General features: G+C 70.8%; 18 protein-coding genes and 2 pseudogenes. 11 read left to right on the top strand and 9 right to left on the bottom strand.

Annotated elements, in window-relative coordinates:
* Window positions 1-146: 146 nt before the first annotated feature.
* The 5 genes from ACZ562_RS15705 to ACZ562_RS15725 are packed head-to-tail and all read left to right on the top strand — an operon-like array spanning window position 147 to window position 3,598.
* Window positions 147-380, top strand: coding sequence for a PTS sugar transporter subunit IIB (locus ACZ562_RS15705; RefSeq protein WP_471178520.1), 234 nt, complete (start codon window positions 147-149; stop codon window positions 378-380).
* Complete coding sequence (locus ACZ562_RS15710; RefSeq protein WP_471178522.1) at window positions 377-841, top strand: PTS sugar transporter subunit IIA; 465 nt, start codon at window positions 377-379, stop codon at window positions 839-841. Before ACZ562_RS15705 ends, ACZ562_RS15710 begins: the two co-directional genes overlap by 4 nt.
* Complete coding sequence (locus ACZ562_RS15715) at window positions 838-1,572, top strand: HAD family hydrolase (protein WP_471178525.1); 735 nt, start codon at window positions 838-840, stop codon at window positions 1,570-1,572. The genes ACZ562_RS15710 and ACZ562_RS15715 overlap by 4 nt, the downstream gene beginning before the upstream one ends.
* The gene (locus ACZ562_RS15720) at window positions 1,569-2,588 is read left to right on the top strand and encodes a Gfo/Idh/MocA family protein (RefSeq protein ID WP_471178527.1); all 1,020 of its coding nucleotides are present in this window, start codon (window positions 1,569-1,571) and stop codon (window positions 2,586-2,588) included. Before ACZ562_RS15715 ends, ACZ562_RS15720 begins: the two co-directional genes overlap by 4 nt.
* A complete protein-coding gene (locus tag ACZ562_RS15725; RefSeq protein ID WP_471178530.1) occupies window positions 2,585-3,598 on the top strand; it encodes a Gfo/Idh/MocA family protein in 1,014 nt (337 codons plus the stop codon). The genes ACZ562_RS15720 and ACZ562_RS15725 overlap by 4 nt, the downstream gene beginning before the upstream one ends.
* Before the next feature lie 110 nt (window positions 3,599-3,708).
* On the opposite strand, the gene ACZ562_RS15730 is transcribed toward ACZ562_RS15725, so the two are convergent.
* The 5 genes from ACZ562_RS15730 to ACZ562_RS15750 all read right to left on the bottom strand — a co-directional run bounded on the left by ACZ562_RS15730 (window position 3,709) and on the right by ACZ562_RS15750 (window position 12,066).
* Window positions 3,709-8,124, bottom strand: coding sequence for an AAA family ATPase (locus tag ACZ562_RS15730; RefSeq protein WP_471178532.1), 4,416 nt, complete (start codon window positions 8,122-8,124; stop codon window positions 3,709-3,711).
* Entirely contained in the window at window positions 8,114-9,211 is a 1,098-nt protein-coding gene (locus tag ACZ562_RS15735; protein WP_471178534.1) for an effector-associated domain EAD1-containing protein, read from the bottom strand. Before ACZ562_RS15735 ends, ACZ562_RS15730 begins: the two co-directional genes overlap by 11 nt.
* Before the next feature lie 4 nt (window positions 9,212-9,215).
* Complete coding sequence (locus ACZ562_RS15740; protein ID WP_471178536.1) at window positions 9,216-10,250, bottom strand: trypsin-like serine peptidase; 1,035 nt, start codon at window positions 10,248-10,250, stop codon at window positions 9,216-9,218.
* 38 nt (window positions 10,251-10,288) lie between these two features.
* Window positions 10,289-11,644 carry an alpha/beta hydrolase gene (locus ACZ562_RS15745; protein ID WP_471178539.1) on the bottom strand — a complete coding sequence of 452 codons (1,356 nt, stop codon included), beginning with the start codon at window positions 11,642-11,644 and terminating at the stop codon, window positions 10,289-10,291.
* A gap of 305 nt (window positions 11,645-11,949) precedes the next feature.
* Window positions 11,950-12,066 carry a GlyGly-CTERM sorting domain-containing protein gene (locus ACZ562_RS15750; RefSeq protein WP_471178542.1) on the bottom strand — a complete coding sequence of 39 codons (117 nt, stop codon included), beginning with the start codon at window positions 12,064-12,066 and terminating at the stop codon, window positions 11,950-11,952.
* A gap of 262 nt (window positions 12,067-12,328) precedes the next feature.
* Here ACZ562_RS15750 and ACZ562_RS15755 point away from each other — a divergent pair, with 262 nt between their 5' ends.
* The 4 genes from ACZ562_RS15755 to gap all read left to right on the top strand — a co-directional run bounded on the left by ACZ562_RS15755 (window position 12,329) and on the right by gap (window position 19,641).
* Window positions 12,329-13,591, top strand: coding sequence for an AAA family ATPase (locus ACZ562_RS15755; RefSeq protein ID WP_471178836.1), 1,263 nt, complete (start codon window positions 12,329-12,331; stop codon window positions 13,589-13,591).
* Entirely contained in the window at window positions 13,588-17,373 is a 3,786-nt protein-coding gene (locus tag ACZ562_RS15760) for a hypothetical protein (protein ID WP_471178545.1), read from the top strand. The genes ACZ562_RS15755 and ACZ562_RS15760 overlap by 4 nt, the downstream gene beginning before the upstream one ends.
* Window positions 17,374-17,585: 212 nt before the next feature.
* On the top strand, window positions 17,586-18,542 hold the full coding sequence (locus ACZ562_RS15765) for a GlxA family transcriptional regulator (protein WP_471178548.1): 957 nt from the start codon (window positions 17,586-17,588) through the stop codon (window positions 18,540-18,542).
* 100 nt (window positions 18,543-18,642) lie between these two features.
* Window positions 18,643-19,641: a type I glyceraldehyde-3-phosphate dehydrogenase gene (gene gap, locus ACZ562_RS15770; RefSeq protein ID WP_471178551.1), complete on the top strand. Its 999-nt coding sequence runs from the start codon at window positions 18,643-18,645 to the stop codon at window positions 19,639-19,641.
* Window positions 19,642-19,942: 301 nt separating this feature from the next.
* Here the strand turns inward: gap and ACZ562_RS15775 are convergent.
* A pseudogene (locus ACZ562_RS15775) lies at window positions 19,943-20,413 on the bottom strand (alpha/beta fold hydrolase); the annotation flags it as partial.
* Here ACZ562_RS15775 and ACZ562_RS15780 point away from each other — a divergent pair.
* Window positions 20,366-20,686 (top strand): annotated as a pseudogene (locus ACZ562_RS15780) (PLP-dependent aminotransferase family protein); the annotation flags it as partial. The pseudogenes ACZ562_RS15775 and ACZ562_RS15780 overlap by 48 nt on opposite strands.
* Window positions 20,687-20,881: 195 nt before the next feature.
* Here the strand turns inward: ACZ562_RS15780 and ACZ562_RS15785 are convergent.
* Window positions 20,882-21,544 (bottom strand): response regulator, encoded by a 663-nt coding sequence (locus tag ACZ562_RS15785; protein ID WP_471178554.1) that lies wholly within the window; start codon window positions 21,542-21,544, stop codon window positions 20,882-20,884.
* Entirely contained in the window at window positions 21,541-22,830 is a 1,290-nt protein-coding gene (locus ACZ562_RS15790) for a sensor histidine kinase (protein ID WP_471178557.1), read from the bottom strand. Before ACZ562_RS15790 ends, ACZ562_RS15785 begins: the two co-directional genes overlap by 4 nt.
* Window positions 22,831-23,225: 395 nt before the next feature.
* On the opposite strand from ACZ562_RS15790, the gene ACZ562_RS15795 reads away from it, so the two are divergent.
* Window positions 23,226-24,716 carry an alpha/beta hydrolase family protein gene (locus ACZ562_RS15795; RefSeq protein ID WP_471178559.1) on the top strand — a complete coding sequence of 497 codons (1,491 nt, stop codon included), beginning with the start codon at window positions 23,226-23,228 and terminating at the stop codon, window positions 24,714-24,716.
* A 274-nt stretch (window positions 24,717-24,990) separates the two neighbouring features.
* On the opposite strand, the gene ACZ562_RS15800 is transcribed toward ACZ562_RS15795, so the two are convergent.
* Window positions 24,991-26,226 (bottom strand): cytochrome P450, encoded by a 1,236-nt coding sequence (locus ACZ562_RS15800; protein ID WP_471178562.1) that lies wholly within the window; start codon window positions 26,224-26,226, stop codon window positions 24,991-24,993.
* Window positions 26,227-26,235 lie beyond the last annotated feature (9 nt).

The raw sequence follows: 26,235 nt of genomic DNA on the forward strand, positions 1-26,235 counted from the left end.
TACGGCCAACGCATTGTCATGGACGCGTCAGATGCTTCTTGCGTCGCCCATCCCGGCGCGCTACGGTCTGGTCATTACTGGTCATGACCACTGCCTGTGGGGTGCGCCATCGGCGGCCCCGGCAGTGCGGTCCCAAGGAGCAACTGATGTCAACAAAGGCGCAGCGCATCGTCGACGGGCTGGGCGGAGCAGAGAACATCGCCGAGCTGGAGGCCTGCATCACCAGGCTGCGTACCGAGGTACGAGACCCGGCAGCCGTGGATGTCCAGGCTCTCAAGCAGGCCGGTGCGCACGGCGTGCTTGTCTCCGCGACGGTGGTGCAGGTGGTCGTCGGCGCGGAGGCGGAGACGCTCGCCGACGACATCAAGGAGTTGCTGTGAGCCTCGCCGTCTACGCCCCCCTCCCCGGCAGGCTCATGGCCCTGGGCAAGGTGCCCGACCCTGTGTTCGCCGGCCAACTGGTGGGATCCGGAGTGGCCATCGACCCGGACGCAGGGGCCGGCCCGGTGGATGCCGTGGCACCCGTCAGCGGAACGGTCGTCAAACTGCACCCCCACGCCTTCGTCATCAAGACCGCTGACGGCACCGGCGTCCTGGTGCACCTCGGGATCGACACCGTGCGGCTGGGCGGCAGCGGCTTCGCCGCCCATGTCACCGAGGGGGAGAACATCAAGGTCGGCCAGAAAGTGATCACCTTCGACGCGGACGCGGTCCGAGCCCGTGAGCTGTCCGCCGCATGTCCCGTCGTCGTCCTGGACTCGGCCCCCGGATCCGTGCAGCCGCCTTCCGTCACCGGCGACATCACCGCCGGGGCGCTGCTGTTCTGCTGGGCCGCCTCATGACCGGCGGCGGCGCCCTGCCCCTGGGCCTGGCCGAGGCGGTCCTGTTGGACATGGACGGCACCCTGGTGCTCAGCGAGGACGTCCACCGCAGAAGCTGGCATGCCCTCTTTGACGCCTGGGGCCTGTCTGTCTCCGACAGTGAATACGAGCAGCACTACATGGGCCGGCGCCCGGCAGATGTCCTTGCGGACGTGCCCGGGCCCTGGGCGGACACCGGTGTCGACAGCGCCGTTGCCGCCATGACCCGCTTCATCCTCGACCAGGCCCACACCATCCCCGTCGTTCCCGGCGCAGCCGACCTCATCCGCCGCCTTCACACCCAAGGCGTGCCCATCGCGGTCGTGACCAGCGCGGGAGCGGTGTGGGCCGAGCGCATCCTCGAGGGCGCACTCAAGGTGCGCTCCCTCATCGACGTCGTCGTGACATCCGAACAGGTCACGCACGGAAAGCCGTCACCGGAGGGCTACCTCGCCGCATGCCGAGCGCTCGGCGTCGCTCCCCGTCGGTGTGTGGCCTTCGAAGACTCACCCTCGGGGATCCGCGCACTGACCGCAGCAGGCATCCGCGACATCGTCGGCGTGACGACCACCACGACCGCGGCGCACCTCATCCGGGCCGGCGCCCGCTGGACGGCGCCGGGCCTCGCCTACGAAGCCGTGTGCCAGGCCACTCCCGCGCCACGCGAGCGACTCGCACCGCCCCGCAACGACCAAGAAAGCACGCGTCCATGACCACACTCGACGTCGCACTGATCGGAGCGGGCTTCATCGCCCGCACCCACCTGCCCGCCTGGACCGCCCTGGGCGCACGGGTACGGATCTACTCCACGGACGGCCAGGCGCCGCGCCTGGCCGAGGACTTCGGAGCCATCGCGACCACCTCCCTCGGGCAGGCACTCGACGGCGCCACCGTCGCCGACATCTGCACTCCCACCCCCACGCACCGAGAGCTCGCACTGGAAGCCCTCCGCGCCGGCGCCCACGTGGTGTGCGAAAAGCCGCTGGCACTGACCACCGACGACGCTCGCGTCATGGCCGACGCGGCCGAGCAGGCCGGCCGGCATCTCTTCCCCGCCCACGTCGTGCGGTACTTTCCGGCCTACGCACGCGCCCGCCACACCATCCGCGAGGGCCACCTCGGCCGCATCGCCGTGGCCCGTTTCACCCGCGCCGGCCGGTACCCGACCTGGAGTCCGTGGTTCGCCGACCCCGCCCTGTCCGGCGGCATCCTCACCGACCAGATGCTGCACGACATGGACATCGCCCGCTGGCTCTTCGGCGACGTCGTACGGATCCACGCCACCCAGCGCGCCCACCACACAACCCTCGCAGACGAGGCACCCGTGGCAGCCGGCTGCGCCACCCTCACTCACGCTTCCGGCGTCATCACCCAAGTCCAGGGGCTCTGGGGACCCCCCGCAACCCAGTTCCGCTACACCTTCCACATCGCCGGCTCCAACGGCACGCTCACCCACGACTCCCTCGCCCACCCGGCCCTCCGCATCACCTCCAGCGCCCCGGGCGAGACCGACGGCGTGCCCACCGGCGACTGGGGAGAAGATCCGTTCCTCGCCCAGATCAGGGACTTCGCCACCGCCTGCACCGGCGGGCCGGCCCCCCGGGTCAGCGCCGACGACGCAGTAGCCGCCGTACGCCTGGCAGCCGCCGCGCGCAAGTCCGCCGCCACGGGGCGAGCCGTCGACCTGCCGGTGCCCGCGGCCCCGCTCACAGAGGAACCCACCCGATGAAGATCGCCATCCTCTCCTTCGCGCACGTCCACGCCACCACCTACCTGCAACTGCTGCGCGACCGATCCGACGTCGAACTGATCACCACGGACCCCGACGGCGCTCCGGACGATCCCTCACGCGGCAAGAACCTGGCCCACGCCCTCGGCGTGCCCTACGCCGACAGCTACGACGAAGCACTGTCCCACGCCCCACAGGCAGTGATCGTCACCAGCGAGAACAGCAGACACCGACAGCTGGTCGAGCAGGCCGCGGCAGCGGGCGCCCACATCCTGTGCGAAAAACCCCTGGCCACCACGGCGGCGGACGCCCAAGCCATGATCGACGCCTGTGAGTCCGCCGGCGTGAGCCTCATGACCGCCTACCCGGTCCGCTTCCACCCCGCCTTCACCGCACTGCGCCACGCGGTGTCAAGCGGTTCCATCGGCGAACTGATCAGCGTGCACGGTGTCAACAACTCGTCCAACCCCGCCCTCAGACAGCCCTGGTTCGCCGACCCCGCACTCTCCGGGGGTGGCGCCGTCATGGACCACACCGTCCACATCGCCGACCTCATGGACGTACTCCTCGACGGCGAACAACCCACGCAGGTATACGCCCAGGCCAACCGGATCCTCGCGTCCGGAGCCGAACCAGCGGAAGTGGAGACGGCCGGGCTGATCACTCTCACCTACGCCAACGGCCTGGTCACCACCATCGACTGCAGCTGGAGCCATCCCCCCACCCACCCCACCTGGGGCGGACTCACTCTGACCTGCATCGGCCGGCAGGGAACAGCCGACTTCGACGCCTTCCCACCCCTCCTGCGCGGCTACAGAACAGACGAGGCGCAGACACGTTGGGAGCCCGGCACCACCGACCTCGACGCCGCCATGCTCGAGGCATTCCTCACCGCCGCACGCACCGGGCAGCGCGCCCACCCCGACGGGCCCAGCGGGCTGCGAACACTCAACATCGTTCTCGCCGCATACCAGTCCCTGCTCACCAACCAGCCAGTCGCGCCACAGTGACTGAGCCGACGGAGCATGCGGTGTCGGTGTCACCGCCGAGGCCGGGCCGCCTCCATACGTGATCGCGGGCCGCCCGGGAACTGGTGCCCTGCCGATGTCCGGAACCCCGATCAGCCCCCGGCCCCCGAATCCGCAACGAGGACGATGCGGCTCGCGGACCGGGAGTCGTCCTTCACCGTGACCCGGTAGAGCCCTGGCCACGGGAATCTGGTCTCGGCGAGCAGGTCGTCGTCGCGGTGCGGCCGGGCCGGGGACTCCGCCGACCACGAGGGGTCGTCGGCGAGGCTGCACCGCACACGAGCCGACGACTTGGCCCCGTGGACCAAGATCCGGCAGTACTGTCCCGCCGCCACGACGTCGGGCACGGTCAGGGAAAGCTCGTGCCGATGGGACGAGGGCAGCCCGATGCCCCCGTCGTCCTGCAGGGGTCGCGCAAGGCCGCGCCGGGACGATCCGGGGGCGGACTCGATCGGTTCCGGCCCCAGCTCGGCATCCTCCACGAGCACGTTCCGCACGACGTCCAGGACGGTGGCATGGGCCGTCAGCTCGCCGTACCGGACAGGGACGAAGAAGTCCGCGCGCCCCGGCGAACCGGCGGAAAGGCGGGGCACCAGACCGTCCCCGTCGGCGTCCCACCGGGCGACCCTCCCGTGCGGACCGACCAAGGGCGTTCCGTCGTTGTGCAGCCGCACCATGCTCATCAGCGGGCGGACCGTGCCGCGGGCTTCGACGCGGACGCTCTGCACGGTGGGCTGCCCGACGCCCACCACGGCCTGGACGCCCGGCAGGAGAACCGCGTCCCCTTCGCGCCGGGTGAACCGCGCATCCGCGGCGAGCGCGGCGTCACCGCCCAGCCTTTCGACGTCTTGGAGCTCCAGGCGACGTACGCCCCCGTCGTCCTCGACGCAGCGGTAGTCGGGAAGCAGGTCGTAGAACCCGGGCATCGTCCGCATGAGCTGTCGCATCCGCTGGGCGGGCACCCTCCCCACCGGGTCGGAGAATGTCTGTGGGCTGAGGATCTCCAGGGCTTTGGGGGCGCCCCGGAAGGGTGTTCCCAGGCAGATGAGCTGCCGGGTGAGCTCGGCGAGTCCGCGGGCCATCGCCGCGCGGACGACGAGGCCGCCCGTGGAGTGGGCGACGAACACCAGCCGGGGTTCCGATCTGCCGTACCGTGCTCTGCCCAGGCGTGCGACCTCCGGATGTGCCCGCCAGCGCTCCAGATGCCGCTCGGCCGCCCGCACCAGAAGAGCCGCGTTGTGTGCCGCGGACAGGCGCCAGTCGTAGGAGAACTCCAGTACGGCCTCAGGACGGGCGGCGCACTCCCGCACGCGCCGCACCAGACGCGTATAGGGTTCCAGGCCGCCGAGCAGAGGCGCCCAGGTGGCCGTGCGCAGGAGGCCAAGGGGACGGACGCGTCCGGTGTCGCTGTCGCGTTCGCCCGCCGTGAGCTCCAGAGCACGGGCTCCCTCGGGCAGCCAGGCACGGAGCAGATCCGTCGCGGACTTGTGTCCCCACAGCAGCCTGCCGGACTCGGCGTCCGCCAGCACGCTGCCCATGAATCCAGGAACGACGACCACCGCGTCCCAGGTGACCGGGGGCCCCGGTACCCGTGAGCGAGGTCGGCTGCCGGCCCTGTTCTTCGTGAACTGTGCCTGGTCGACCTCGAACTGATAGGTACTCACCAGGGCGTGGTTCCAGGATGGCTGGTGTTCGGCTCCGCTGTCGATGTACGCGCCGACGACCGTGCCACGGAGGGTGCTGTTGTTGGCGGCCAGCCAGGTCGCGGAGTCCCCCTCCGGCCCGGTCTCCGCCCCGGAGCCGTCCTCCCGGCGAGCAGCCGTTCCTCTCCTCGCCTCCCGCGTCCTCTCGGCGAGGTCCCGCACGTCGTCGTCGCTGAGTGATGTCCGCAGGACCTGTCCGGCGGGGCCCTGGACGTCGACTCCGAGCAGCCGGGCCGCCTGCGACACCAGCTCCGGCACCTGGTCGCCCACCTCGGCGGCGAGTTCGCGGACCAGCGCGGGATGCCGGGCCCGCTCGCGCCGGCCGAGCCGGGCGACGCGCTCCACCACCTCTTCCCGCAGCCGCCGTGCCTCCATGGTGTCCGCGCTGTCCTCCCGCCGGTGCAGGCGCAGTTCGGCCACGGCGACGCTCAGCAGAGGCACTTCCCCGAGCCCGGGGGCCCGGGCCGCCGCCCGGCGTGCCTCGCGCAGCAGAGCGCGCGCGGCCCGGAAGCGTCCGAGGTCCTCCTCGATACGGGCGCCACTCACGGCGATCTCCACGAAACCCCGGGTGTCGGAGACGCGGGAGGCCAGTTCGAGCGCCGGCTCGATCAGCCTGCGCGCCTCCTCCGTCCGGCCCAGCAGGGCCAGCGCCCGGATGTGCAGCGCGGCCAGCTCGACGTCCTTTGTCACATGGTCCGCACGTTCCTCCAGCAGGCTCAGGGTCTCCTCGGCCCTGCCGTCGGCCAGCCGCGCGGTGCCGACCCGCAGTGCCTGCCGTTTCCAGGTGTCGTCGTCGGCCTGGCGCAGGAGGCCGGGGTCGACGGTGATGCCGAGCCGTTCGGAGACGTAGATCCGGCCCCGTACGGGCAGTTCCTCGAGGGCGGAGTCCAGCAGCGGGCCGGCCTCGCGCATCCACCGGCGGTCCAGCGTCTTGGACGCCTGTCCCAGGGACAGGCGGTGGTAGAGCTCCTCGGCGCGGTGCTCGGCAGCATTGGCGGGGTCCCGCTGGGCCAGGTCCGCGTAGTAGGCGACGGCCTTGCGGTGGATGCGATTGACGAGGGCGCGTCCCTCGCCGCGCAACATCGGCAGCATCACGCGGCGCACGTCGGCGCGGTGGACGACGGCTTCCCGCCCCGGCACGTCCTCGACCAGGGCGGCCTCGTGCCGCAGCCGGCGGAACAGTGCCAGGGCCCGTCGCTCGTCGACCTCCTCCAGCCCGCACGGCCCGGCCAGCACGTTCCGGATGACGTCCGGGGTGACACGGCGGACGGTCAGCCCGGGACTGGCGATGCGGCGCAGATCGGGGTCCTCCAGGTGGTCGAGGATGCGCCGGTAGAGGATGCCCTGGCGCTCCTCCGGCTGCAGACGCAGCTGGACCTGGCGGCGCAGCGACGCGTCGCGCAGGGCCCGCGGCCCCTCCCTGCGGAAGAGCTCGGCGGCCAGCTTCAGGCTGAGCGGGTCGGATCCGACCGTCCGGACGATGGACTGCAGCGCCGCCTCGTACTCCCGCCCGCTGCCGGGCAGCAGCCGGCGCACGAAGGCCCGGGCGGTGTCGGGATCGAAGCCCTCGAGGGGCAGTTGCGTGAACCGCTCGTCGTCGACCGGTGCGCGGCCGGCCGCGACGATCCGCAGCCATGGGCATGCCGTCTGCAGGAGTTCGAGGAAGTCCAGCAGCCGGGCCAGGGCGAGCGGCCCTTTGCGCTGTGCCTGTTCGAACGTGTCCAGAACCAGCAGGACCGGCCGGTTCCTGGGCTGCAACGCTCTGCTCAGCATGTGGGCGAACAACGCGATCAGGGCCTTTTCGTCGCCCAGGCGTCCCGTCCTGTGCCCCTTGCTGCCCCGCTGCTCGCTCTCCGCCCTGCTGTCCGCCTGCAGGGTGGTGCGCACGGCTCCCTCCAGCTCGGGCACCGCACGCGCGTGGAGTTCGGGCAAGGCCACCCGCAGCTGGCGCAGCACCTCGCCCAGCACCGTGAGCGGCTGCTCCGGCACCAGGTCCGTGCGGTCGAGGGCGAGGTAGGCGAAGAGCATCCCCTCCGACGGCCGGGCCCGTGTGACGTTGTCCAGCACGAACCGGGCCACGAGGGTGGACTTCCCCACGCCGCCCGGGCCGTGGATCAGCAGCCAGCAGGGCGAGCCTGGTGCTCGGGACGGTTTCAGAACGAACCTGTCCACTCGCCGCAGTTCCCGCCTGCGCCCGCAGAAGGTGGGATCCGCCAGAGCCTCCAACGGCTGGAACAGCCTGACCAGTTCGATGTGCCGGCTGATGTCGTCCGTGCCGGGCAGGGTGAGGGATCGTTCGGCCAGCGCGGCGCGCGCCTTCGGCGCGTCGTCGAACCAGCCGACGATTGTGAGGGCGGCGTGCAGTTCTTCCAGACGCAGCTCGTCGAGCGGCCGCGCGGTGCCCGTCAGCAGCCGCTCCGCGCACTCCCGCGCCGTGTCCTGTCCTGCCCCGGCACCCGAGCGCAGTGCGGCCAGCAGGCGGTCCGGGGTACGCAGTCGCTCCAGCGTCGCGGTGCGCACGGCCGGAAGCAGGCGCCAGCGCCGGTGCTGACGGGTGGTCACCCGCTCGCAGTCGTGGGAGAGGAACTCCCGCAGGACCGCTTCCGCCCTGGTGTCACCGGGCCCGTGCGCCACCAGCTCCGCCGCGTCGAAGGCGCTCACCAGGGCCGTCCTCCTGCGCAGGGCCCACCGCAGCGGCGCGATGTCGCCGGCGCCGGAGGGGGCACCGGCGGCAGGGGTGGATCGCAGCAGGTTCAGGACGTCGTCCTCGGTGACCTCCCGCGCGGACGAGGACTCAGCAGCCACCTGTTCCTCCGTACATCTGGAAGAGCTGCCGGCCGCGGTGCGCCGCCACATGGGAGATCCGTTCCAGCGGCAGGGGGATGCCGGGGTCGTGGTCGCCACCGGTGGCCTCGCGCAGTACCTCCTTCACGAGGAGGTCGGCGACCTTCGGCGCGATCTGTGCCCCGGCGCTCGTCGCGATCTCGCAGAAGAAGTCACGCAGGTCCTCGACACGGATCGGGCCCAGGTGCGTACGCCACACGTACGGATCGACGGACGGCTGCAGTCGTCCGTCGTAGGCGATGAGGACCAGGTGCAGGCGGTCACCGGTCTCCCCCTCGGCCACCGCCTCCGCGAGGCCCTCCACCAGTCGCAGCGCCGGCGGGGTCAGCGCCGTCCCGACCAGGCCGTCGAAGACGAGCCAGTGATCCTTCCGAAGGGCGCGCATGTGCCGTTTCGCCACATTCACCAGCCGTCTGACCCGGGCGTCCTCGGAGGCGAAGGGGTCACAGTGCCCCAGATCCCAGTCGAGTTGGTCGGCGAGCGCGGTGACGATGTCGCCCACCTTGACGGGCGGCACATAGGCCGACAGGTCGATCTTGTACGGCGTGATGTCGTGATTGCCCAGGACATGGCAGAGCAGATGCCAGGTCCAGGTCTTGCCGGATCTGCGGTCGCCGTCGACGATCAGCACCCGGCCGCCGCGCGCTTCGAGCATCTCGCGCAGGATCGCGCGCAGTTCGCTCCGGTCGATGAACGCCCTCGACCGCCCGCCGCCGACCAGTAGCGCGGCGCACGGGTCGGCCTCGTCCATGGGCGGTTCCTGGGTCAGGAGCACCTTGAAGATCTCGTACTCGGTGCTGCCCGGGTCCTGCGAGACAACCTGGACCAGGGCCCGTAATCTGCCCGCGGAGGCGCCGTGTTCCAGCACGCGTGGCCATACGTCGGTCATGGGTCCCTCCCAGTCGACGGCTGCCTTCAGCAGGCCGGCGGACGCGACGAACCGCTTGACGGCCTCCTTGCCGTCGTGCGCCTTCAGCAGCGCGTCCAGGAGTTCGCGGGCCTGTGGATCGTCGAGATCGAAGAAGAACTGGTCGAGCAGGAGCGCCACCGCGTCACCTCAGCCCCGCGCGCGCCATGCCCGCGACGACCCGCTCGATCCGGACGCCTTCGTTGCGGTACTCCGCCTGCGCGCTGAGCGGTCCGATCCGGGTCCAGCGGCGGTGCAGGGCGACGAGTCGCCACCGTTCGTCGAAGACGGGCGATCCCGAGGATCCCCGGTCGGTGTCGGTCCAGTACTGCACGACGTCGTCGTCGACGTAGCGGACGACGTTGTGCCGCGCGGCGAACTTCTTCACTCCGCCGTTCGGGTGCTGGACGATGTAGAGGCGGTCGCCCACGTCCACGGTGGGCCGCTCGGGCAGTTCGATCACGACCGCCTCGTCGGGCAGGGGTTCGGCCGCCTTGATGACGGCCCAGTCGTCCGTGGCGTCACCGACGACCGAGCCAGGATCGCAGGCGACACTCACGTGCTCCAGGTCGCGGCCGTCGAGGTCCTGCTCGTAGCCGAACCACGCCTCGACCCGCTCCGCGCGGGCGCCGTCGCTGCCGCACAGCACATGATGGGTGGTCAGCAGCAGGTCGGGGCCCACCCGGAAGGCGGTGCCGTGGTACCGGCGCCCCCGGTCGTCGGTGACGAGCAGCCGGCACACCGCCGTGGCCTGCTCCATGCCCCGGCGCAGGAAGGCCACGTCCTGGAAGGTGCTGGTGCTGAAGATCTTCCGTTCCAGGGAGTCCGGGGTCGTGAAGTGCTTCCAGGCGCCCGGCGATGGCTCCGGTTCGGGTGCCTCGAGAACCGGCCGGTCGCCGACCAGTTCCTTCAGACGCTCCGCCACCGCGAGATCCGGCCCGGCCTCGATCAGTGAGAGCAGCGCCCTCAGCTTGCCCTGGTTGCGGGAGGCGGTGATGAGGTCGAACCAGACGCCGTTCACCGGCTGCTGCCAGTTCACGTGTGCGGTCGCGATGCCCGCCTGCCGTGCCATGGTCTTCACGCCCGCCGGCTCGTCGTAGAAGGAGACGAGCAGTTCGTGGAGCTCACGCGCGCCGGGCGCGGTCCATTCGAAGGGAAGACGGTCGAGGAAATGCGTCATTGCTGTCACCTTGCTGCGCTCTGGCCGGTCTGCGGGTGTCACTTCTGCGGCTGGAATGACCAGTAGGACCCCTCGGCGTGCGGCACTGACACCAGCCCGAAGCGCCGGGACGGCGGGAGAGCCTGACGCAGCAGCCCGTACACGTCGGCGAGAACGGACGTGTGGTCGCCGAAGTACGAGTGGCCCATCAGTCCGGTGTCGAGGGTGGTGGCGTCGATGGTCACAAGGCCCGGGGCCACGACGATCCCGGCACCCGCCTGACCGGCGCGCGGAGCGGCCGCGAGCGTGCGCGAGGCGGCCAGGGCCCGGTCGGCCGACGACGCGTACAGGGTGCAGCCGGCTGCCTGCCGGGCGATACGGGGAAGCCGCTGCCGGAACACCTCCGCGTCGACGTCCGGGGCGGCGAAGATCAGCTGGCCGAGCCGGCCGGAGCCCGGGGGCAGGCCCGTCGCGTCGAGGTCGGCGAGCGCTTCGGTGAGCAGCCGGTTGCCCATGCTGTGGGCCAGGACGTGCAGCTCGCCCACGCCCGTCTCCGTCAGCACCCGGAGCAGGAATTCCAGGAAGTACGGCACCGCGCGGCCGACGGAGTTCTCGTCCGCGACATAGCCGCCGACCGTGCCCTTCGACGGCCAGCTGTAGAGCAGGGGGACGCCGGTGAAGTTCAGGTCGTACGCGATCTGGGCGGCACGTATTGCGGCGTCGGCGAACGAGACGTTGTAGCCGTGCACGAACAGCAGGGCTTGGTCCACCTCGCACTCGCCGAGCCGTTTCCGGGCCAGGTCGGTGAACTCCTGGGCGGTCGACGTCGCCACGGCGCCGAGTGTCGCGACCTTGGCCGGGTCGTCACGAAAGCGCAGCCGCCACGGGCGGCGTTTCTCCGCGGCGCCCATGCGGTGGTCGTCGGGGATGCCCACCCGCGCCTCACCGAAGGCCAGTTGACCGCGCTCCGCGCCGAAGCCGGTCCCTTTCGCGCAGGGCGCGCGGTCCGTGGCGTACAGCACCGGAACCAGCAGGGAGCGCTGCCAGTCGACCCAGTGCGGTGGCGGGGCGGCGGGGCCGAACCGCTCCTGGCGGGCCGCCAGAGCGTCGAACTCGGCGGCCAGCAGGGTTCCGAGCGGGGCATGGGCCTCGAAGGCCGCGGCCACCTCGCGCGCCGCCGAGTCGATCGCCTCGTACGTCTCGGGTGTCGGCGTCTCCACCGTGCCGCCGGTCGCGGAGGCTTGCTGTGCGGCATCCAGCTGCCGCAACGCCGTCAGGACGCGTAACTCCAAGCGCTCGAGGTCGGCCCCGTGCACGAACTCCGCCGCCTTCGGCCACACTTCCGCGACCGCGGGAGCGAGCGGTCCCCAGTCCTCCACGTTCCCCCCAAGGACTTCGACAAGCGAACGGGGCATCTAGAGGCCCCCAAGGCATCATAAGGCGCGTTACGGCCACCTTGGGGGCCAAGTGCGCAGGTCGTGAGCCGCGTTGGGCTCACGGGCCGACCGGCCTCTGTCACGGACCTGCCGCGCCGTCACATCCGCGGCGTCTTGCCGACTGCCGGCGCCGGCCGCACGACAGCGGGCCCGCGAGGCGGGCGGACGGTTTCCGCAGGACCGGGAACAGGTCCAGGTCCTCCGCGATCGCCGTCGGGAGGCACGGTGTCGCCCTTCGGCCTTCGCGGGCCTGTCCGCTGCCGACCGTCCGCCCTGCCTGTGGCTCAAGACGCGTCCTCGGTGGGCGGATTGCGGCGGCGACGGGCCCAACAGCCGATCAGCGCCGCGATGACGTTCAGTGCACCGCCGACCACGGGCGCGAGTTCGAGAACAGAATGCATGGGTCACTCCTGCCGAGCGGGATGGTCGGGGCCGGCCGGCACCACCAGCCAGGACAACCGCAGGGCGGAGGGCCCGGACAGGGTTCCGGAAGAATCCGGAGACTTCGCCACGACGTCTTCCGGCACTTCCGGGCTGTGCCCCACACTGATCTCGGAAGCGACCGATGGACGAGAGGGAGACGGAATGGGCCCTCCGGAGCCTCCGACATGCTCGCCGGAGGGCCGCTCGGAGCCCCAGCCCGATCTCTCGGTCGTGCGCACGATGGCGGACCTGGCGCAGGAGTTGGACGCACTGCGGTGTCGGCTCGGACTCTCGTACGGAGATCTGACGAGGAGGGCCAAGAGCCAAGGAGTGCTCGGCACCGGCTCCCTCCACGACATGCTCGGCCGCCACCAGATCAGTGAGCGGAAGCTGCGCCTGTTCCTGGCCGCGTGCGAAGTCAGGTCGCAGGAGCTCGACGCGTGGGTCGTCGCCTGGCGTCGCGTGCGATCCGGAATTCCGTCCGGCAAGGCCAGGAACTCTTTCCAGCACCTCATCACCAGACACACGAGACTGTTCGCGGGCAGGCGTGAAGAAATCGCCCGGATTCTGAACTTCGTGGGGGAGCGGGGCTCAGGCTACGTCTTCGTGGAAGCTCTGTCCGGGTTCGGCAAGACCTCGTTACTCGCCTACCTCGTCGTCCGGCACCCAGAATTCGTGTTCCACTTCATCAACCAGGGCGACAAGCGGGTGGGCGGGGGTTTTGATCCCACCGATCCCGCCGACATTCTCAACAACCTGTGCGAGCAGCTGAATCCAGCGCATACGAGCACACAGGATCTCCGGTCCCTGGAGGCGGAGTTCCACAGCCTCCTGGCGAAGCCACGCCCCAGGCCGACGGTTGTCATGCTGGACGGAATCGACGAACTCGACCCGCCCGGGCGCCAGTTGCGTACCCTGCTCCCGTTGAAACCGCCCCCCGGTCTCGTCATCGTCCTGTCCGCCCGGAAATGGGGCCGTGACCGGAGAGACGGCAGCTACCTCTCCGACGTCGGCCTCTCGGAAGCCGATATGGACCTCCATCTGACGCTGCGCGGCCTCGACGAGGGCACGCTCGTGGCACTGCTGCAGCAGGTCGGATGCCAGGACCTGTCCCAGGACGGCGCGTTCGTGGCGGACCTGCACGCTGTTTCCCAGGGCGATCCCTTCTATCTCCGGTTCCTCGTGGAGGACGTGGCGACCGGCCGGATCACGCCCACGAACGTGGACCGGACGCCGGCCGGGCTCGAAGGCTACCTGGACCAGCAGTTCGAGTTGCTGGCCGGCAGCGCTCACCGACCGCAGCACGTCGAGATCCTGGGCTTTCTCCTGGAGGCGCGGGTGCTCTCCCGGACGGATCTCGTCGCGTTGGTGGACGGTCTGACCGGGCTGAACTTCCAGGGAATCGTCCGGGAGCTGCAACGGTTCCTGCTCGTCCATGACGAGCAGTACACCTTCTGCCACGATCGGTTCCGGGAGTACTTCAGGAGCAAGGGCGGACTGTGACGGCAGGGGACCCGGCCATCGCCGATGAGATCGCCGAACGGGCGCGGAAAGGAGAGTTCGCGGAGCGCCTGCGGACGCTGTGCCGGGAGTGGAAACGGCATCGGACCGAGTACGCCGTGGCTCATGCCGTACGAAACGCAGCCGAGGAAGGCCGGGCCGACGAGTTGTACGACGTGCTCGTCGACGAGGAGTTCCGCGTCCTGCGTGAATCGTTCGACGGCATCAACGCATTGCGTGCCGATCTCCACATAGGCCGGGACCATTTCAGCCGGCGCACGCCCGATCTCGTCCGTTTCCTGCACATCGTCTTCGCCGAACAGACGAGTGTGGACGACCCGGAAACGCTGCGCGTCCACCGCAAGCACTGCCAGGGATTCGCCGATTTCCTCCAGATAGACCGTCTGCCGGAGGAACGTGAGCTGCGGGGGCTGCACCGGGCCCTCGGACGGTTCTTCCCTGTGCGCTCCGCCATGGACGACCCGACGGGTGAGACGACCGTCCGGTTGGAAGGGTACGAACTGGGGGTCTGGCAGTGCGCGTGCAGCCAACTCGCGGGGTTCACCGGGCGCTACGACTTCGTCTGTCCCTGCGGAGGGTTGCACGGCAACGGCAGGCTGGCGTCGGATACGGCGAAGCGCCCCGCCTGCCCGAAGTGCGGGCAGCGGCCGGGTTACGTCCGGTGCCCGCGCTGCGACACCCGGGTGACCCTGGTGAACCTGTGGCGGCTGCGCCGCGGCAACGCCCACCCGTCGGTCTACCGGGTACCGCTTGTCCTGGATCTGGTCGTCGAACACCCCGACGCCCCGCCCCGGCGGGTGCGGTTGCCGCTCATGCAGCTTCCCGTACCGCTCGGTCTGCGGGAACGGGACGAACACATCACGTTCGAACTTCCTGACCTGCTCTGGCTGGAGGAATTCTCACAGGCCGCGGACGCCCTCCAGGCCGGCAGCAAGCTCGTCGGACTGGCGGACGTACCACGCTACGACAGGAAGACCGAGCTGTGCGACGTGTTGGAAGCGGTGTTCCGCCGGACCCTGTGGGCGCGTAAGGGGAGTGGATACCGGGACTTCGGCAGACACGTCCTGCAGTGGGTCGGCGACGGCCGACATGCGGGTCCTGGCTTGTCCGGCACCTACACGCGCGGCTTCGAGATCCGTATCGGCTACAACCTCGCCACGTCGGACGCCAATCCGGAAGACCTCCTGCGGTACATCGACGTGTCCGCGGAGTGCACCGTGGCGGCCTCGCCGCTGCTGCGGGGCAACGCCGCCCTGGTCAGCCGCCGTATCGCCCGTCCCGCGGCACTCTCCGCTCCACACCTGATTCATCTCAGAGCGCAGATCAACTGGAACGACAGGCTCACGGCCACCCCGCCGGAGGTGTCCGACACGCTCACAGCCGGCCTGGACAGCTCCGGCATCGTGCCGACCGGTCGGATGGTGAAACCCGGAGAGGTCGTCGTGGGCATCGCCTCCCCCGTCGATCCCGCCGACCTGACACCGGAGGAGAGACTGCTGCGGGCCGTCTTCGGCTCGCCCGGGGAGGGACATTTCAGAGACGGTTCGCTCGTCATGCCGGGCCGTCGCCCCGGACGCGTCCTCGCCGAACACATCAGCCACGAGGGTCTCGTGGAACTGGACATCCCCGAGATGCCAGGACGCTTCGTGACCCTGAACCGTGCGCCCGGCCGGCGAGGCAGCGTCCAGGTCACGGTCACCTTGGTCGTGGACGAGACCCTGGAGACCGGCGACGCGCTGCTGGGCGACGCGGACGCGACGGCCGTCGTGTGCGGTGTCGTCGGTCCCGCGCTCCTCGGGAGAACTGCCGACGGAGCGGGCGAACCGGATGTGGTCGTGGCGCCCGACCACCCCTGGGCGCCACCAGCGCGTGCCTCGTCGCCGCACATCGTGCGGGTTCGCCTGCGCAAGAGGGGGCGTGCCGGGCGGGAGACCGTCTCCCGCTCGACAGGGTGGTATGCGCTGGGTACCCAGCAGCCGCTCACAGGCGAGGGCGGCGACGGCTTCGGACAGCGACTGGCACCCGCGGACTTCCACTGGCTCGTCGCCCGACGAGCACGTCGAACGGCGCTGGAACTCTACGGGGCGCACAGCGACTGCACCGAGCAGCGCGTCCAGCTCTACAGGTTCCTGGTGACAGGAGAGGGCGAGCCCACCGGACCCCCACAGCCTCCCCTTTCCCAGTGGGCGTCGCTGCGGGACTCCCCGTCGGAGGGCATGCGCCGGTGGGATCGGCTGCTGCGCAGCGCTCGAATCATCCCCGCCCTGGCGGCGGAGGGCGTGGTGCTGCGTCTGATGACCGACGCCGACGTCCTGGCGGATTCGTGCGGCGAGGTGACCCGGTCCGACGGACTGAGCCTGCATGACGGGCGCCCGCTGCCCGGAGGCCTGCTGTGCCAGAAGATCTTCGGTCCGGTCAAGGACCTGGTCTGCGGGTGCGGCAACCGCCGCAGTGCATCGAGTACGGCAACGAGCTGTGGCACGTGCGGCGTCCCGTTCCTTCCCAGCAGCGATCGCCGCAGCCGCATGGGCCACGTCGAACTTCCGGTGCCCGTTGTGCACGGATGGTTCCTGCGCGGCGCGGGGGGCGCATGGCTCGCGGGGGTGCTGGGGCTGAGCGAGCGGGGCCTGCGCGAGCTGGCCGACGGCTTGCGGTTCCTCGTCGTCGATCCGGGCCGGACCTCGCTCGCTCGCGGGCACCTGCTCGGTCTGCGCGAATGGGGCCGCGTCGAGTCCGGGTCTCCCGGGTCCGAGGCGAGCGTGGTGACCGGCGGGGAAGCCGTGGAGACGCTCCTCGGGTGGGTCGCGGACAAGTCGCCCTCACGGGTTCCCACGGACGGGATCGTGTTCCGGCGCCTCCTGGTGCCGCCGCCAGCCCTACGGCCCGTGGTGGTGTCGTCCGACGGACGCCTGACGGAATTCGATCTCCAAGGCCTTTACCGCTCCGTCGTGTCGGCCTCCGCGCACTTGCGCAGACGGATGGACGATGGCGCCATCGCCCATGAGGAGCGGCGTGAGCTGCAGAAGAAGGTGGAGCAACTCCTCGACAACGCCGCCCTGGACGAACCCCAGACGAATGGGGTCGGACACAGGCGGCGCTCGCTCGCCGACGACCTCGTAGGCCGGAACGGGTCGTCCGGCCCGGTCCGGGACGCCTTCCTGACGAGGTCCGCCGACTACAGCGCGTACTGCAGGCTGGTGGTCGGTGACACTCCCGATCCCGACACCGCCCTGGTACCGAGGGCGCTCGCCTGGAACCTGTACTTCCCGCGGCTGATGAAGGCGCTCGTGGACGCCGGCATTGCCGGGAACATCAAGACCGCGCGGCGGATGGTGCAGACCCGTGCGGACGCCGCGCTGCCGCACCTGGAGGGGATCACCTCTCGCACGGTCGTCCTGGTGTCCCTGCCCACCGGCCCCTGGCGGCTCATCGCCCTGCGCGTGCGTCTTACGGGAGATCTCGGCCTGAGAATCCATCCGGACCTGCTCGACCGCATCGGGTGGGAGAGCCTCGGCACGGGAGTACGGATGTTCAGCCTGCTGACGGACACTGCTGTACAGGAAGCCGAGAACCTGCTGACGCCCGGTCGGCTCGATGGCGTGGCCGCTGCGGCCCCGGAGCGCCAATCCCCGCGAACCTCTCTGTTCGACCTGGACCGGCGGACGCTCGTCGACGACCTGACCGTCGCGGCGCGAGACGGCCGTGCCTTTCCCCTGGCCCCGGAGGACCACTTGCTGCTGTGTGACGACCAGTGGCCACAATGACGCCCGGCACCGCCGGGGACACAAGGCGTGCTGAGAGATGTACCACCTGATCGCCCACCACATCGCAGAGATCCAGTCCGCATGGCCTCGCCCTGTGCCCGGCGCGGCGGCCTGCGGCGCGAGCCCCGTGAGCCACGGGGTTCGGGACATGAGGGTGCCGCCGTCAGCAAGGGCGAGCGGGTCGGCCGCACACCCCTCGTACCCTGTATCCCGTGCCATCCTCCCGCCTGCATCGCGTCGCCGTCCTTGTGCTCGACGGTGCGAAGCCGCTCGATGTCGGCATCCCTGCACAGGTGTTCACGACCCGGGCGAGCATGCCGTACGAAGTGCGGGTGTGCGGGGCGGCGCCCGGTCTCGTGACGGGTGGCGACGGCCTGTCGTACCACGTCGCTCACGGCCTCGACGCGCTCGCGTGGGCGGACATCGTCTTCATTCCCGGCTACCGGTTCCCGGACCGCGACGACCCGCCGCAGGCCGTCGTCGACGCGTTGCTCGCCGCCCACCGTCGGGGCGCGCGGCTCGCCGCCATCTCGACGGGCGCGTTCGCGCTCGCTGCCACGGGTCTGCTCGACGGCAAGCGCGCCACGACGCACTGGCATTACTCGCGGGCGCTCACGGCGAGACATCCGCTCGTCCGGGTCGACGAGAACGTGCTGTTCGTCGACGAGGGGAGTGTGCTGACGTCGGCCGGCGCCGCTTCGGGCATCGACCTGTGCCTGCACATTCTGCGCGGCGACCTCGGGGTGGCCGCGTCGAATCACGCGGCCCGGCGCCTGGTCGCGGCCCCCTACCGCAGCGGAGGTCAGGCGCAGTATGTGCCGCGCAGCGTGCCCGAGCCGCTCGGCGAGCGGTTCGCCGCCACCCGTGAGTGGGCGCTGCACCGGCTCGGCGAGCAACTCACCCTCGAAGTGCTAGCCCGGAATGCTGCGGTCTCGCCGCGCACATTGTCGAGGCGCTTCGTCGAGGACACGGGATACACGCCGATGCAGTGGGTCATGCGCGCCCGCATCGACATGGCCCGTGAACTGCTTGAGCGTTCGGAGCGGAGCGTCGAGCAGATCGCCGCCGACGTCGGACTCGGCACCGGTGCGAATCTGCGGCTCCACTTCCAGCGCATCCTCGGCACCACCCCGAGCGAATACCGGCGCACCTTCGCCCAGCGCGAGTAGCCGGCCGCCTGGCGCGATCCTTTCGAACCGTGGCGCTCACGCCGCGGTCCTGGACAGCCGCCGCGCGCGACGCTGGTGGCGAACGGAAGGGACACCATTCATGACTCGCATCGCCATCAACGGATTCGGCCGCATCGGACGCAATGTGCTGCGCGCGCTGCTCGAACGCCCCAGCGACATCGAGGTCGTCGCCGTCAACGACCTCACGGAGCCCGCCACCCTCGCGCGGCTGCTCGCCTACGACACGACGGCCGGCCGGCTCGGTCGGCCGGTGACCGCCGACGGGGACGCCCTGGTCGTCGACGGCCGTCGCATCACGGTGCTCGCCGAGCGCGAACCGGCGCGGCTGCCGTGGGCCGAACTCGGCGTGGACATCGTGCTCGAGGCGACCGGCCGCTTCACGTCGGCCAAGGCCGCCCGCGCGCATCTCGACGCGGGCGCGAAGAAGGTGCTCGTCAGCGCGCCGTCGGACGGCGCCGATGTCACGCTCGCGTTCGGGGTCAACACCGCCGCGTACGACCCGGCCGTGCACACGATCGTCTCGAACGCCTCGTGCACGACCAACGCGCTCGCGCCGCTGGCCGCGGTGCTGGACGAACTCGCCGGCATCGAGCACGGCTTCATGACGACGGTGCACGCCTACACGCAGGAGCAGAACCTGCAGGACGGGCCGCACCGCGACGCCCGCCGCGCCCGCGCCGCCGCCGTCAACATCGTGCCGACCACGACGGGCGCCGCCAAGGCGATCGGCCTCGTGCTGCCGAACCTCGACGGCAAGCTGTCGGGCGACTCGATCCGCGTACCGGTTCCGGTGGGGTCGATCGTGGAACTCAACACGACCGTCGCTCGCGACGTGACGCGCGACGACGTTCTGGCGGCGTACCGGACCGCGGCGGAGGGGCCGCTCGCCGGCGTCCTCGAGTACTCGGACGACCCTCTCGTGTCGTCCGACATCACAGGCAACCCGGCGTCGTCGATCTTCGACTCGGCCCTCACCCGCGTCGACGGCCGCAACGTCAAGGTGGTCGCCTGGTACGACAACGAGTGGGGCTTCTCGAACCGGGTGATCGACACGCTCGAACTCCTCGCGGCTCGCTGACGGGACGTCGGGGGTGACCCCCTCGGTCTGCGTCAGGCGCGGACCGAGGGCAGCGCCCTGCCCCGCAGAGACCGGTGGTACGGGGGTGTGACCGTGTCCGGAGCGGGCCTTGCCCGGTACGCGGGCGGCCCTCACCTGGGCAGTGGCTTCACGGCCGGCGGGGGACCGGGGGAAAGCCGCACGGCCTGATCGGCCACGACGAGGGCATCAGGTTGAGTGTGCTGTCTGCTGCGGTTCCGAGGGAGGCGTTCCGCAGCCTCAAGAGGCGGACGACGGGCGGCACTGCCGCCGTCTTGTCCGGTCAGTCACTGATGGCCGCCAGAAACCGCGCCAGCGCCGCGTTGAACCGGGCCGGGCGTTCGAGGTTGGGCATGTGCGCTGCGGCTTCGATGACTGCGAGGGTGGACTGGGGCAGGGCCGCGTGCATGGCTTCTGCGTCGGAGACCGGGGTGTACGGGTCGTCGCGGCCCACCATCACAAGGGAGGGAACCGTCACGCGGGTGAGGAGGTCGCGGTAGTCGGGGCGTTCGGCGCGGCCAGGCAGCGCCGCGGCCGCGCCCTCGGGATCGGTGGCGGTCATCATGCTGCGGACATGGGCGGCGACGTCCGGATCCGCGTCTGGCGCGACCATCTTGTGCAGGACTTCGTCGGCGTAACCCTCCATGCCCTCGCGCAGCAGCCGGTCGGCGAGGTCGCGCCGCTGCTGCTTCCCATCGGGTGTTTCGGTGTGGTCGACCAACTCGTCACCGCCAAGCGAGCGGACGCCGCCCGGCGGCAGCGGCTCGTGGCCGAGCAACTGGACGGCTTTGCCATACGCGCCGACCCGTACGGCTACTACGCCTGGTGGGAACTGCCCGCGCCCTGGCGTGCCGATGTCTTCGCCGCGGAGGCCGCGCACCGCGGCATCGCAGTCACACCCGGCTCAGCCTTCACGGTCGGCCCCACCAGCGTCCCGAATGCCGTCAGACTCGGACTCGCGTCCGCTGCCCCACCAGCTCTGGCGGCGGCTCTGCGGACGCTCACCGAGATCGTAGGCACCGGATGACCCGGCCGACACACTCCCGGGCCTTCTTCTCCCCGGGCCTCCAGCAGACCGAGCACCGACGGCACCGGCCACGTCCACGAGCGAGACGGACGAACGAGTCACGCCCGTCACCGAACCAAGTTCATGCCCACCCCGCCCGAACCGAACGATCACGTTCGGCCCACGGGCCCACGGGCCGGCGGCGAGGCGGCGGCGTCATGCCGGGTGGATGAGGCGGCTTTCGTAGGCGAAGACCACGGCCTGTACCCGGTCGCGGAGTTCGAGCTTCTGCAGGATCCGCCCCAGATGCGACTTCACAGTCGCCTCCGCGAGGTACAGGGTGGCCGCGATCTCGGTGTTGGACAGGCCGCGGCCCACCTGGACGAGCACCTCGCGCTCGCGGGCGGTCAGCCGTCGCAGCCACTCGTCGCGGTCGGCGCTGCTGCCGTCGGGGATGTGTGGGCAGAAGTTCTCCAGCAGGCGGCGGGTGATCCGCGGGGAGACCGCCGCGTCGCCCGCGGCCACGCTGCGTATCGCGGTGAGCAGTTCCTCGGGCCTGGTGTTCTTCAGCAGGAAGCCCGAGGCCCCGGCCTTGAGTCCGGCGAAGGCGTATTCGTCGAGGTCGAAGGTGGTGAGGATCAGCACTCTGCTCTGCGGGGAGACCCGGATGACCCCTCGGGTCGCCTCGATGCCGTCGGTCCCGGGCATCCGGACGTCCATGAGGACGACATCGGGGTGCAGCTCCCGGGCGAGGCGTACGGCCTCCATGCCGTCCGCGGCCTCGCCGACCGGCGCCATATCGGGCTGGGCCTCCAGGACCGTGCTGAAGGCCATACGGAGCAGCGCTTCGTCGTCGGCTATCAGGATGCGGATCGTCACGCGGACGCCTCTCCGCTGCTGCCGAGGTCGAGGCGGGTATGGACTCCCCAGCCGCCGCCCGGGAGCGGTCCGGCGTGCAGCTTCCCCCCGTAGGCGGCCGCGCGCTCGCGCATGCCGGGGATGCCGTGGCCGGACGGCGTGGCGCCGGAAAGTGGCGGGCAGGGACCGCTGTCGGTGACGTCCACTGTGACGGTCTCGGCTGAGCACCGCACCCGGACCTCCGCCTGTGTGCCGGGGGGTGCGTGCTTGAGGGTGTTGGTCAAGGCTTCCTGTACCAGGCGGTAGACGGTCAGTTGCGCGGTGGCGGGAATGGGGGTGTTGCCGCCCCGGACCTCGAGTCGGGTTGGCAGCCCGGCGGCGCACATCTGGTCGGCGAGGGTCTCCAGTTGTGCGATGCCGGGCAGCGGGTGGCGCTCCGCGTCCGGTTCGCCGGTCCGCAGGACACCCAGGGAGCGCCGCATGTCGGTCAGAGCCTGCCGGCCTGTCTCGGAGATCTGGAGCATCGCGGTGGTCGCCTTGTCGGGCGACCGGTGCTGCGCGTAGACGGCGGCGTCGGTGAGCGCGACCATGACGGACAGGTTGTGGGTGACGATGTCGTGCATCTCCCGGGTGATACGTGTCCTTTCCTCGGCGACGGCCAGCCGCGCCTGCTGGTCCTGCTCCTGCTCCAGGCGTGCGGCCCGTTCCTCCAGGGCCGCGAGGTAGTCGCCCTTGGTCCGCACGTTCACACCCAAAACGGCGGCGGCGACGACCATCGCGGTCGCCGCGACGAAGGGGGTCGGAAGTGCGCCTTCCGGCACCCAGCGCAGACAGGCCAGCGAGACCCCTGCCTCCACGATGGCAGCGGCGACAAGCGTGCCACGCCGGCCCGAGTTCGCGGCCACCGTGTAGAGCGCCACCAGCAAGGCGATGTCCGCCAGCAGTTGGACGTCCGTCAGCCACTGGACGAAGGCCGCGGCTGCCACGGCGCCGAACACGGTGAGCGGGGCGCGGCGCCGCCACACCAGGGGCAGCGCAAGGGCGGCGGTCAGGGCCACGGCCACCGGCAGCCCCTGCGGCGCGGACGTGGTCATGATGTTGACGAGGAGCAGCGCCGGCAGCAGCGAGTCCCACACCATGGGCGGCAGCCGGGAGCCCCGGCACCGGGCGGCACTCACCAGTCGCGCCGCTCGTACGGAGGCAATGTCGACGAACATCGTCAGCCGTACGGCTGTCCTCGCCCGCCACACCCGGTCCCGGTCGCGCACCGGGTGGGCATCGCCGGGTTCCGCGGCGGCCTCGGTCATCACATGTCCCTGTCGATTCAGCGTCATGGTGGCGGCCGGCGCCGCCACCGCGTACACCCTGAGCCGGGTCGAGTACGGGGAGCGGGAGCGTGAGGCCCGCGCCGCCCGGCAGGTACCGCGGCCCTGTCACGGTAGGCCGCGGGCCGGCGGAGCACATGAGTCCACCGTCTGATGGCACGGTGGCGAGATACGACCGTAGGAGGAGTCCCGCTACCTCCCGCGGTCGCAGAGAGCCGCTGACCTGGGCGTGCCTCGATTGCGACTCGGGTTGCACAGGGGGCATGCCTGGATGCGACTCCGGTTGCACGGTGAACATGCCCGGATGCGACTCCGGTTGCACGTGGGGCATGCCTCGGGTTGCCACACCGGTTGCACACGATTGCGACCCCGGATCGATGTGGGAGCGCGCCCCCCGCGCCGAGGATGGCCGGGTGACCGAGATCATCACGGGACTACAGATGTCCCTTCTGGAAATCCTTGTCTTGCTGGGTGCCGTCGCGCTGGTGCTGGCGCGCTGGCTTCCCCCTGCCGTCCGCCCGCGCGTCACCATCGCTGCGGGAGCGGTTTTCGTACTGTCCGCGATCGTGCTGAGCGTGGTGGGGATCCGCTGGCAGATGCTGCCGGTACTGGCAGGCGCTGCTTTCGCGCTGCCGTTCGCCGTCGTGCCTCTGCTGCGACGACGTACCGGCCGGCCGAAGTGGCGGACCCGATGGTGGCTGGCGTTGCCGGGATCGGTGGCATGCGTCGGCCTGATCGCCACGGGCCCGGCGGCCGCCTGGGCCTTTCCCGTACCGGTCTTCCCCGAGCCGTCAGGCCGCTTCGCGGTCGGCACCCGCGTGATGCAGTGGACCGACCCACAGCGCCCTGAGACCGCCACCGCCGACCCGCACGACCGGCGCACGGTCGTGGTCCAGCTCTGGTACCCCGCGCAGAAGAGCCCCGCAGGCGCGCAGCGGGCCCAGTACCTCGGACGCACGGAGCACGAGGCGCGCACCGTGTCCGACGCCCTCGCCCGCTATGCCGGCCTGCCCGGTTTCCTGGTCGACGGCGTCCCGCGTGCCCACACCCATTCGGTCTTCAACGCCCCGGTGGCCGACAGGGGCGGACGGTTCCCGGTCGTGCTGTTCTCTCCCGGGCTGGGGGGAGTGCGCACCCAGAACACCGCCTGGGCGGAGGAACTGGCCAGCCACGGCTATGTGGTCGTCGCCCTCGACCACCCGTACGACTCCGCCGCCGTCGTCCTCGCCGACGGCCGAACGATCAGCACGAAGCTTGCCTCCACCGGCGACCGGGACAAGGACGACAAGCTCGCGGCCGGCTGGACGAGGATTCGGGCCGCGGACCTCAGCTTCGTCCTCACTCGGCTGGGCCGTCTGGACCGAGGTGAGATCCCGGGCGCGCTGACCGGACGCCTGGACACCGGCCGGGTCGCGGCGACCGGCCACTCCATGGGTGGTGCCGCCGCCCTGCAGGCAGCCCGCCAGGACCGCCGGTTCGCCGCCGTCATCGATCTGGACGGCTACCCCCACGACCCCACCCTGCGCTCCTTCCACCAGCCGGTGCTCGCGCTCACCCAGGCCATCAGCCCGGAAACCGACCCGCGTTACATACCCCGCCTCACCAAGGTCCTCAAGCTCAGCACCGCGACGAGCTACCGGCTCACCATCCCCGGCGCCGCACACCTCACCTTCATGGACGCCCCCCTCTACCTGCCGCCGGTGCCCTCGATAGTCGGGTCCCTGGGCCGCACCGAGAGCCCGCGTGTCGTCGCCGAGACCTCGCTCGCCTTCCTGGACAGCACGCTGGGGCACAAGCCGGGCGACCTGACCGCCGTTCTGTCCGCACACGGCGACCTCAGCGTTTACCCCCAGGGCAGCAGCCGGTGATCGGCTGCTGCCCTGACAGCCCGTCAGGTGCCGTCCGGGGCGCGGGACTGCGGCCGCCGGACCGAAGCCCGCCAGGGAGCAGCGCGGATGCCGCCACTGGGCCCGCACGGCGCTGCGGCGATGCCGCCGAGAGCACGGCGGCCGCCGCGGAAGGGGCTGTCCGTTTCACTCAGTCCGTGGTGGACGACCCCACGGCGCTCACCTGACGCCGCGGGGCCCGCCCTCCTGGCGGAGTGCACGGGCCCGGTGCGGCGAGCGTGCCAGACGACAGGGCCTAAGGCCGGATCCCGTCGCAGGCGATGGGCAGATGCCGCGGCCCGCGCAGCACGGCGTTCTGCCGGTAGGGGGGCGGGTCCTCCAGCAGGCGGGGGTTTTCCAGCCTCCTGGCCAGTTCCGACAGGGCGAGCTGGGCCTCCAGCCGGGCGAGCGGTGCGCCGAAGCAGCTGTGGATGCCGCTGCCCAGGCCGAGATGCTGGATGTCCGGGCGGTCCGGGTCGAAGCGGTCCGGATCCGCGAAGCGCTGGGGGTCGCGGTTGCCGGACGCCAGAACCAGCCAGAGGGAGGCGCCCTTGGGGATGGTGACGCCGCGGACCTCGATGTCGGCGATGGTGGTGCGCTGCGGCATCAGTTGCACCGGCGGCTCGAAGCGCAGCAGCTCCTCGACGATGGGCACGGCCAGCCGCGGATCCGCACGCAGCCGCTGCAGGATGTCGGGACTGCGCAGCAGGGTCAGCATTCCGTTGGTGACGAGGTTGACCGTGGTCTCGTGCCCCGCGATCAGCAGCAGCGCCGCGGTGCTGAGCAGTTCCATCGTGGTCATCGCCCCGTCCTGGCCCTTGGCCGTCGCCAGCTGGGACAACATGTCGTCGCCGGGCTTCTTGCGGCGCTCCTCGATCAGGCCGGCCAGGTACATGCCCAACTGGGTACGGGCCTCGTGCGCGCCCTTGCCCCGCTCGGCGGGATCCGCGTCCGGGTCGGGGTCCAGGCTCGCGGCGATGGTGTCCGCCCAGTTGTGGAAGCGCGCCTCGTCCTCGCGCGGCACCCCGAGCAGCCGGCAGATCACCGTCACCGGGAAGGGGTACGAGAACTGGTCCACGAGGTCGATCCGGCCCGGGTCGCCGATGCCGTCGATGAGGCCGGATACGATGTCGCGGAGTTCGCCGCGCATCCCGTCGACCCGGTGGGGGGAGTGCGGGGGGCCGAAGGGCCGGGTCGTCATTCGGCGCAGCCGGTCGTGTTCCGGCGGGTCGAGCCGTAGGAAGCTCGGCGGCAGGGCGCTCTCCGACTGGGCCGGCTCGGCCAGCGGGTCGCCGGTGGTCGAGGCCAGATTGCGGGCGTCGGAGCTGATCCGAGGATCGTGCAGGAGGCTGCGGATCTCGTAGTAGGTGCTGATGACGTACGGCCCGCCGTCTTCGTGGTGGACCGGCGTTTTCCGCAGCTCTTCGTAGATCGGGTACGGATTGGCCCGGTTGGCGTAGTCCAGGATCTGGTGCAACAGGGATTGCGTCATGGCGAGTCC

Source organism: Streptomyces sp. NPDC040410, assembly GCF_055595715.1.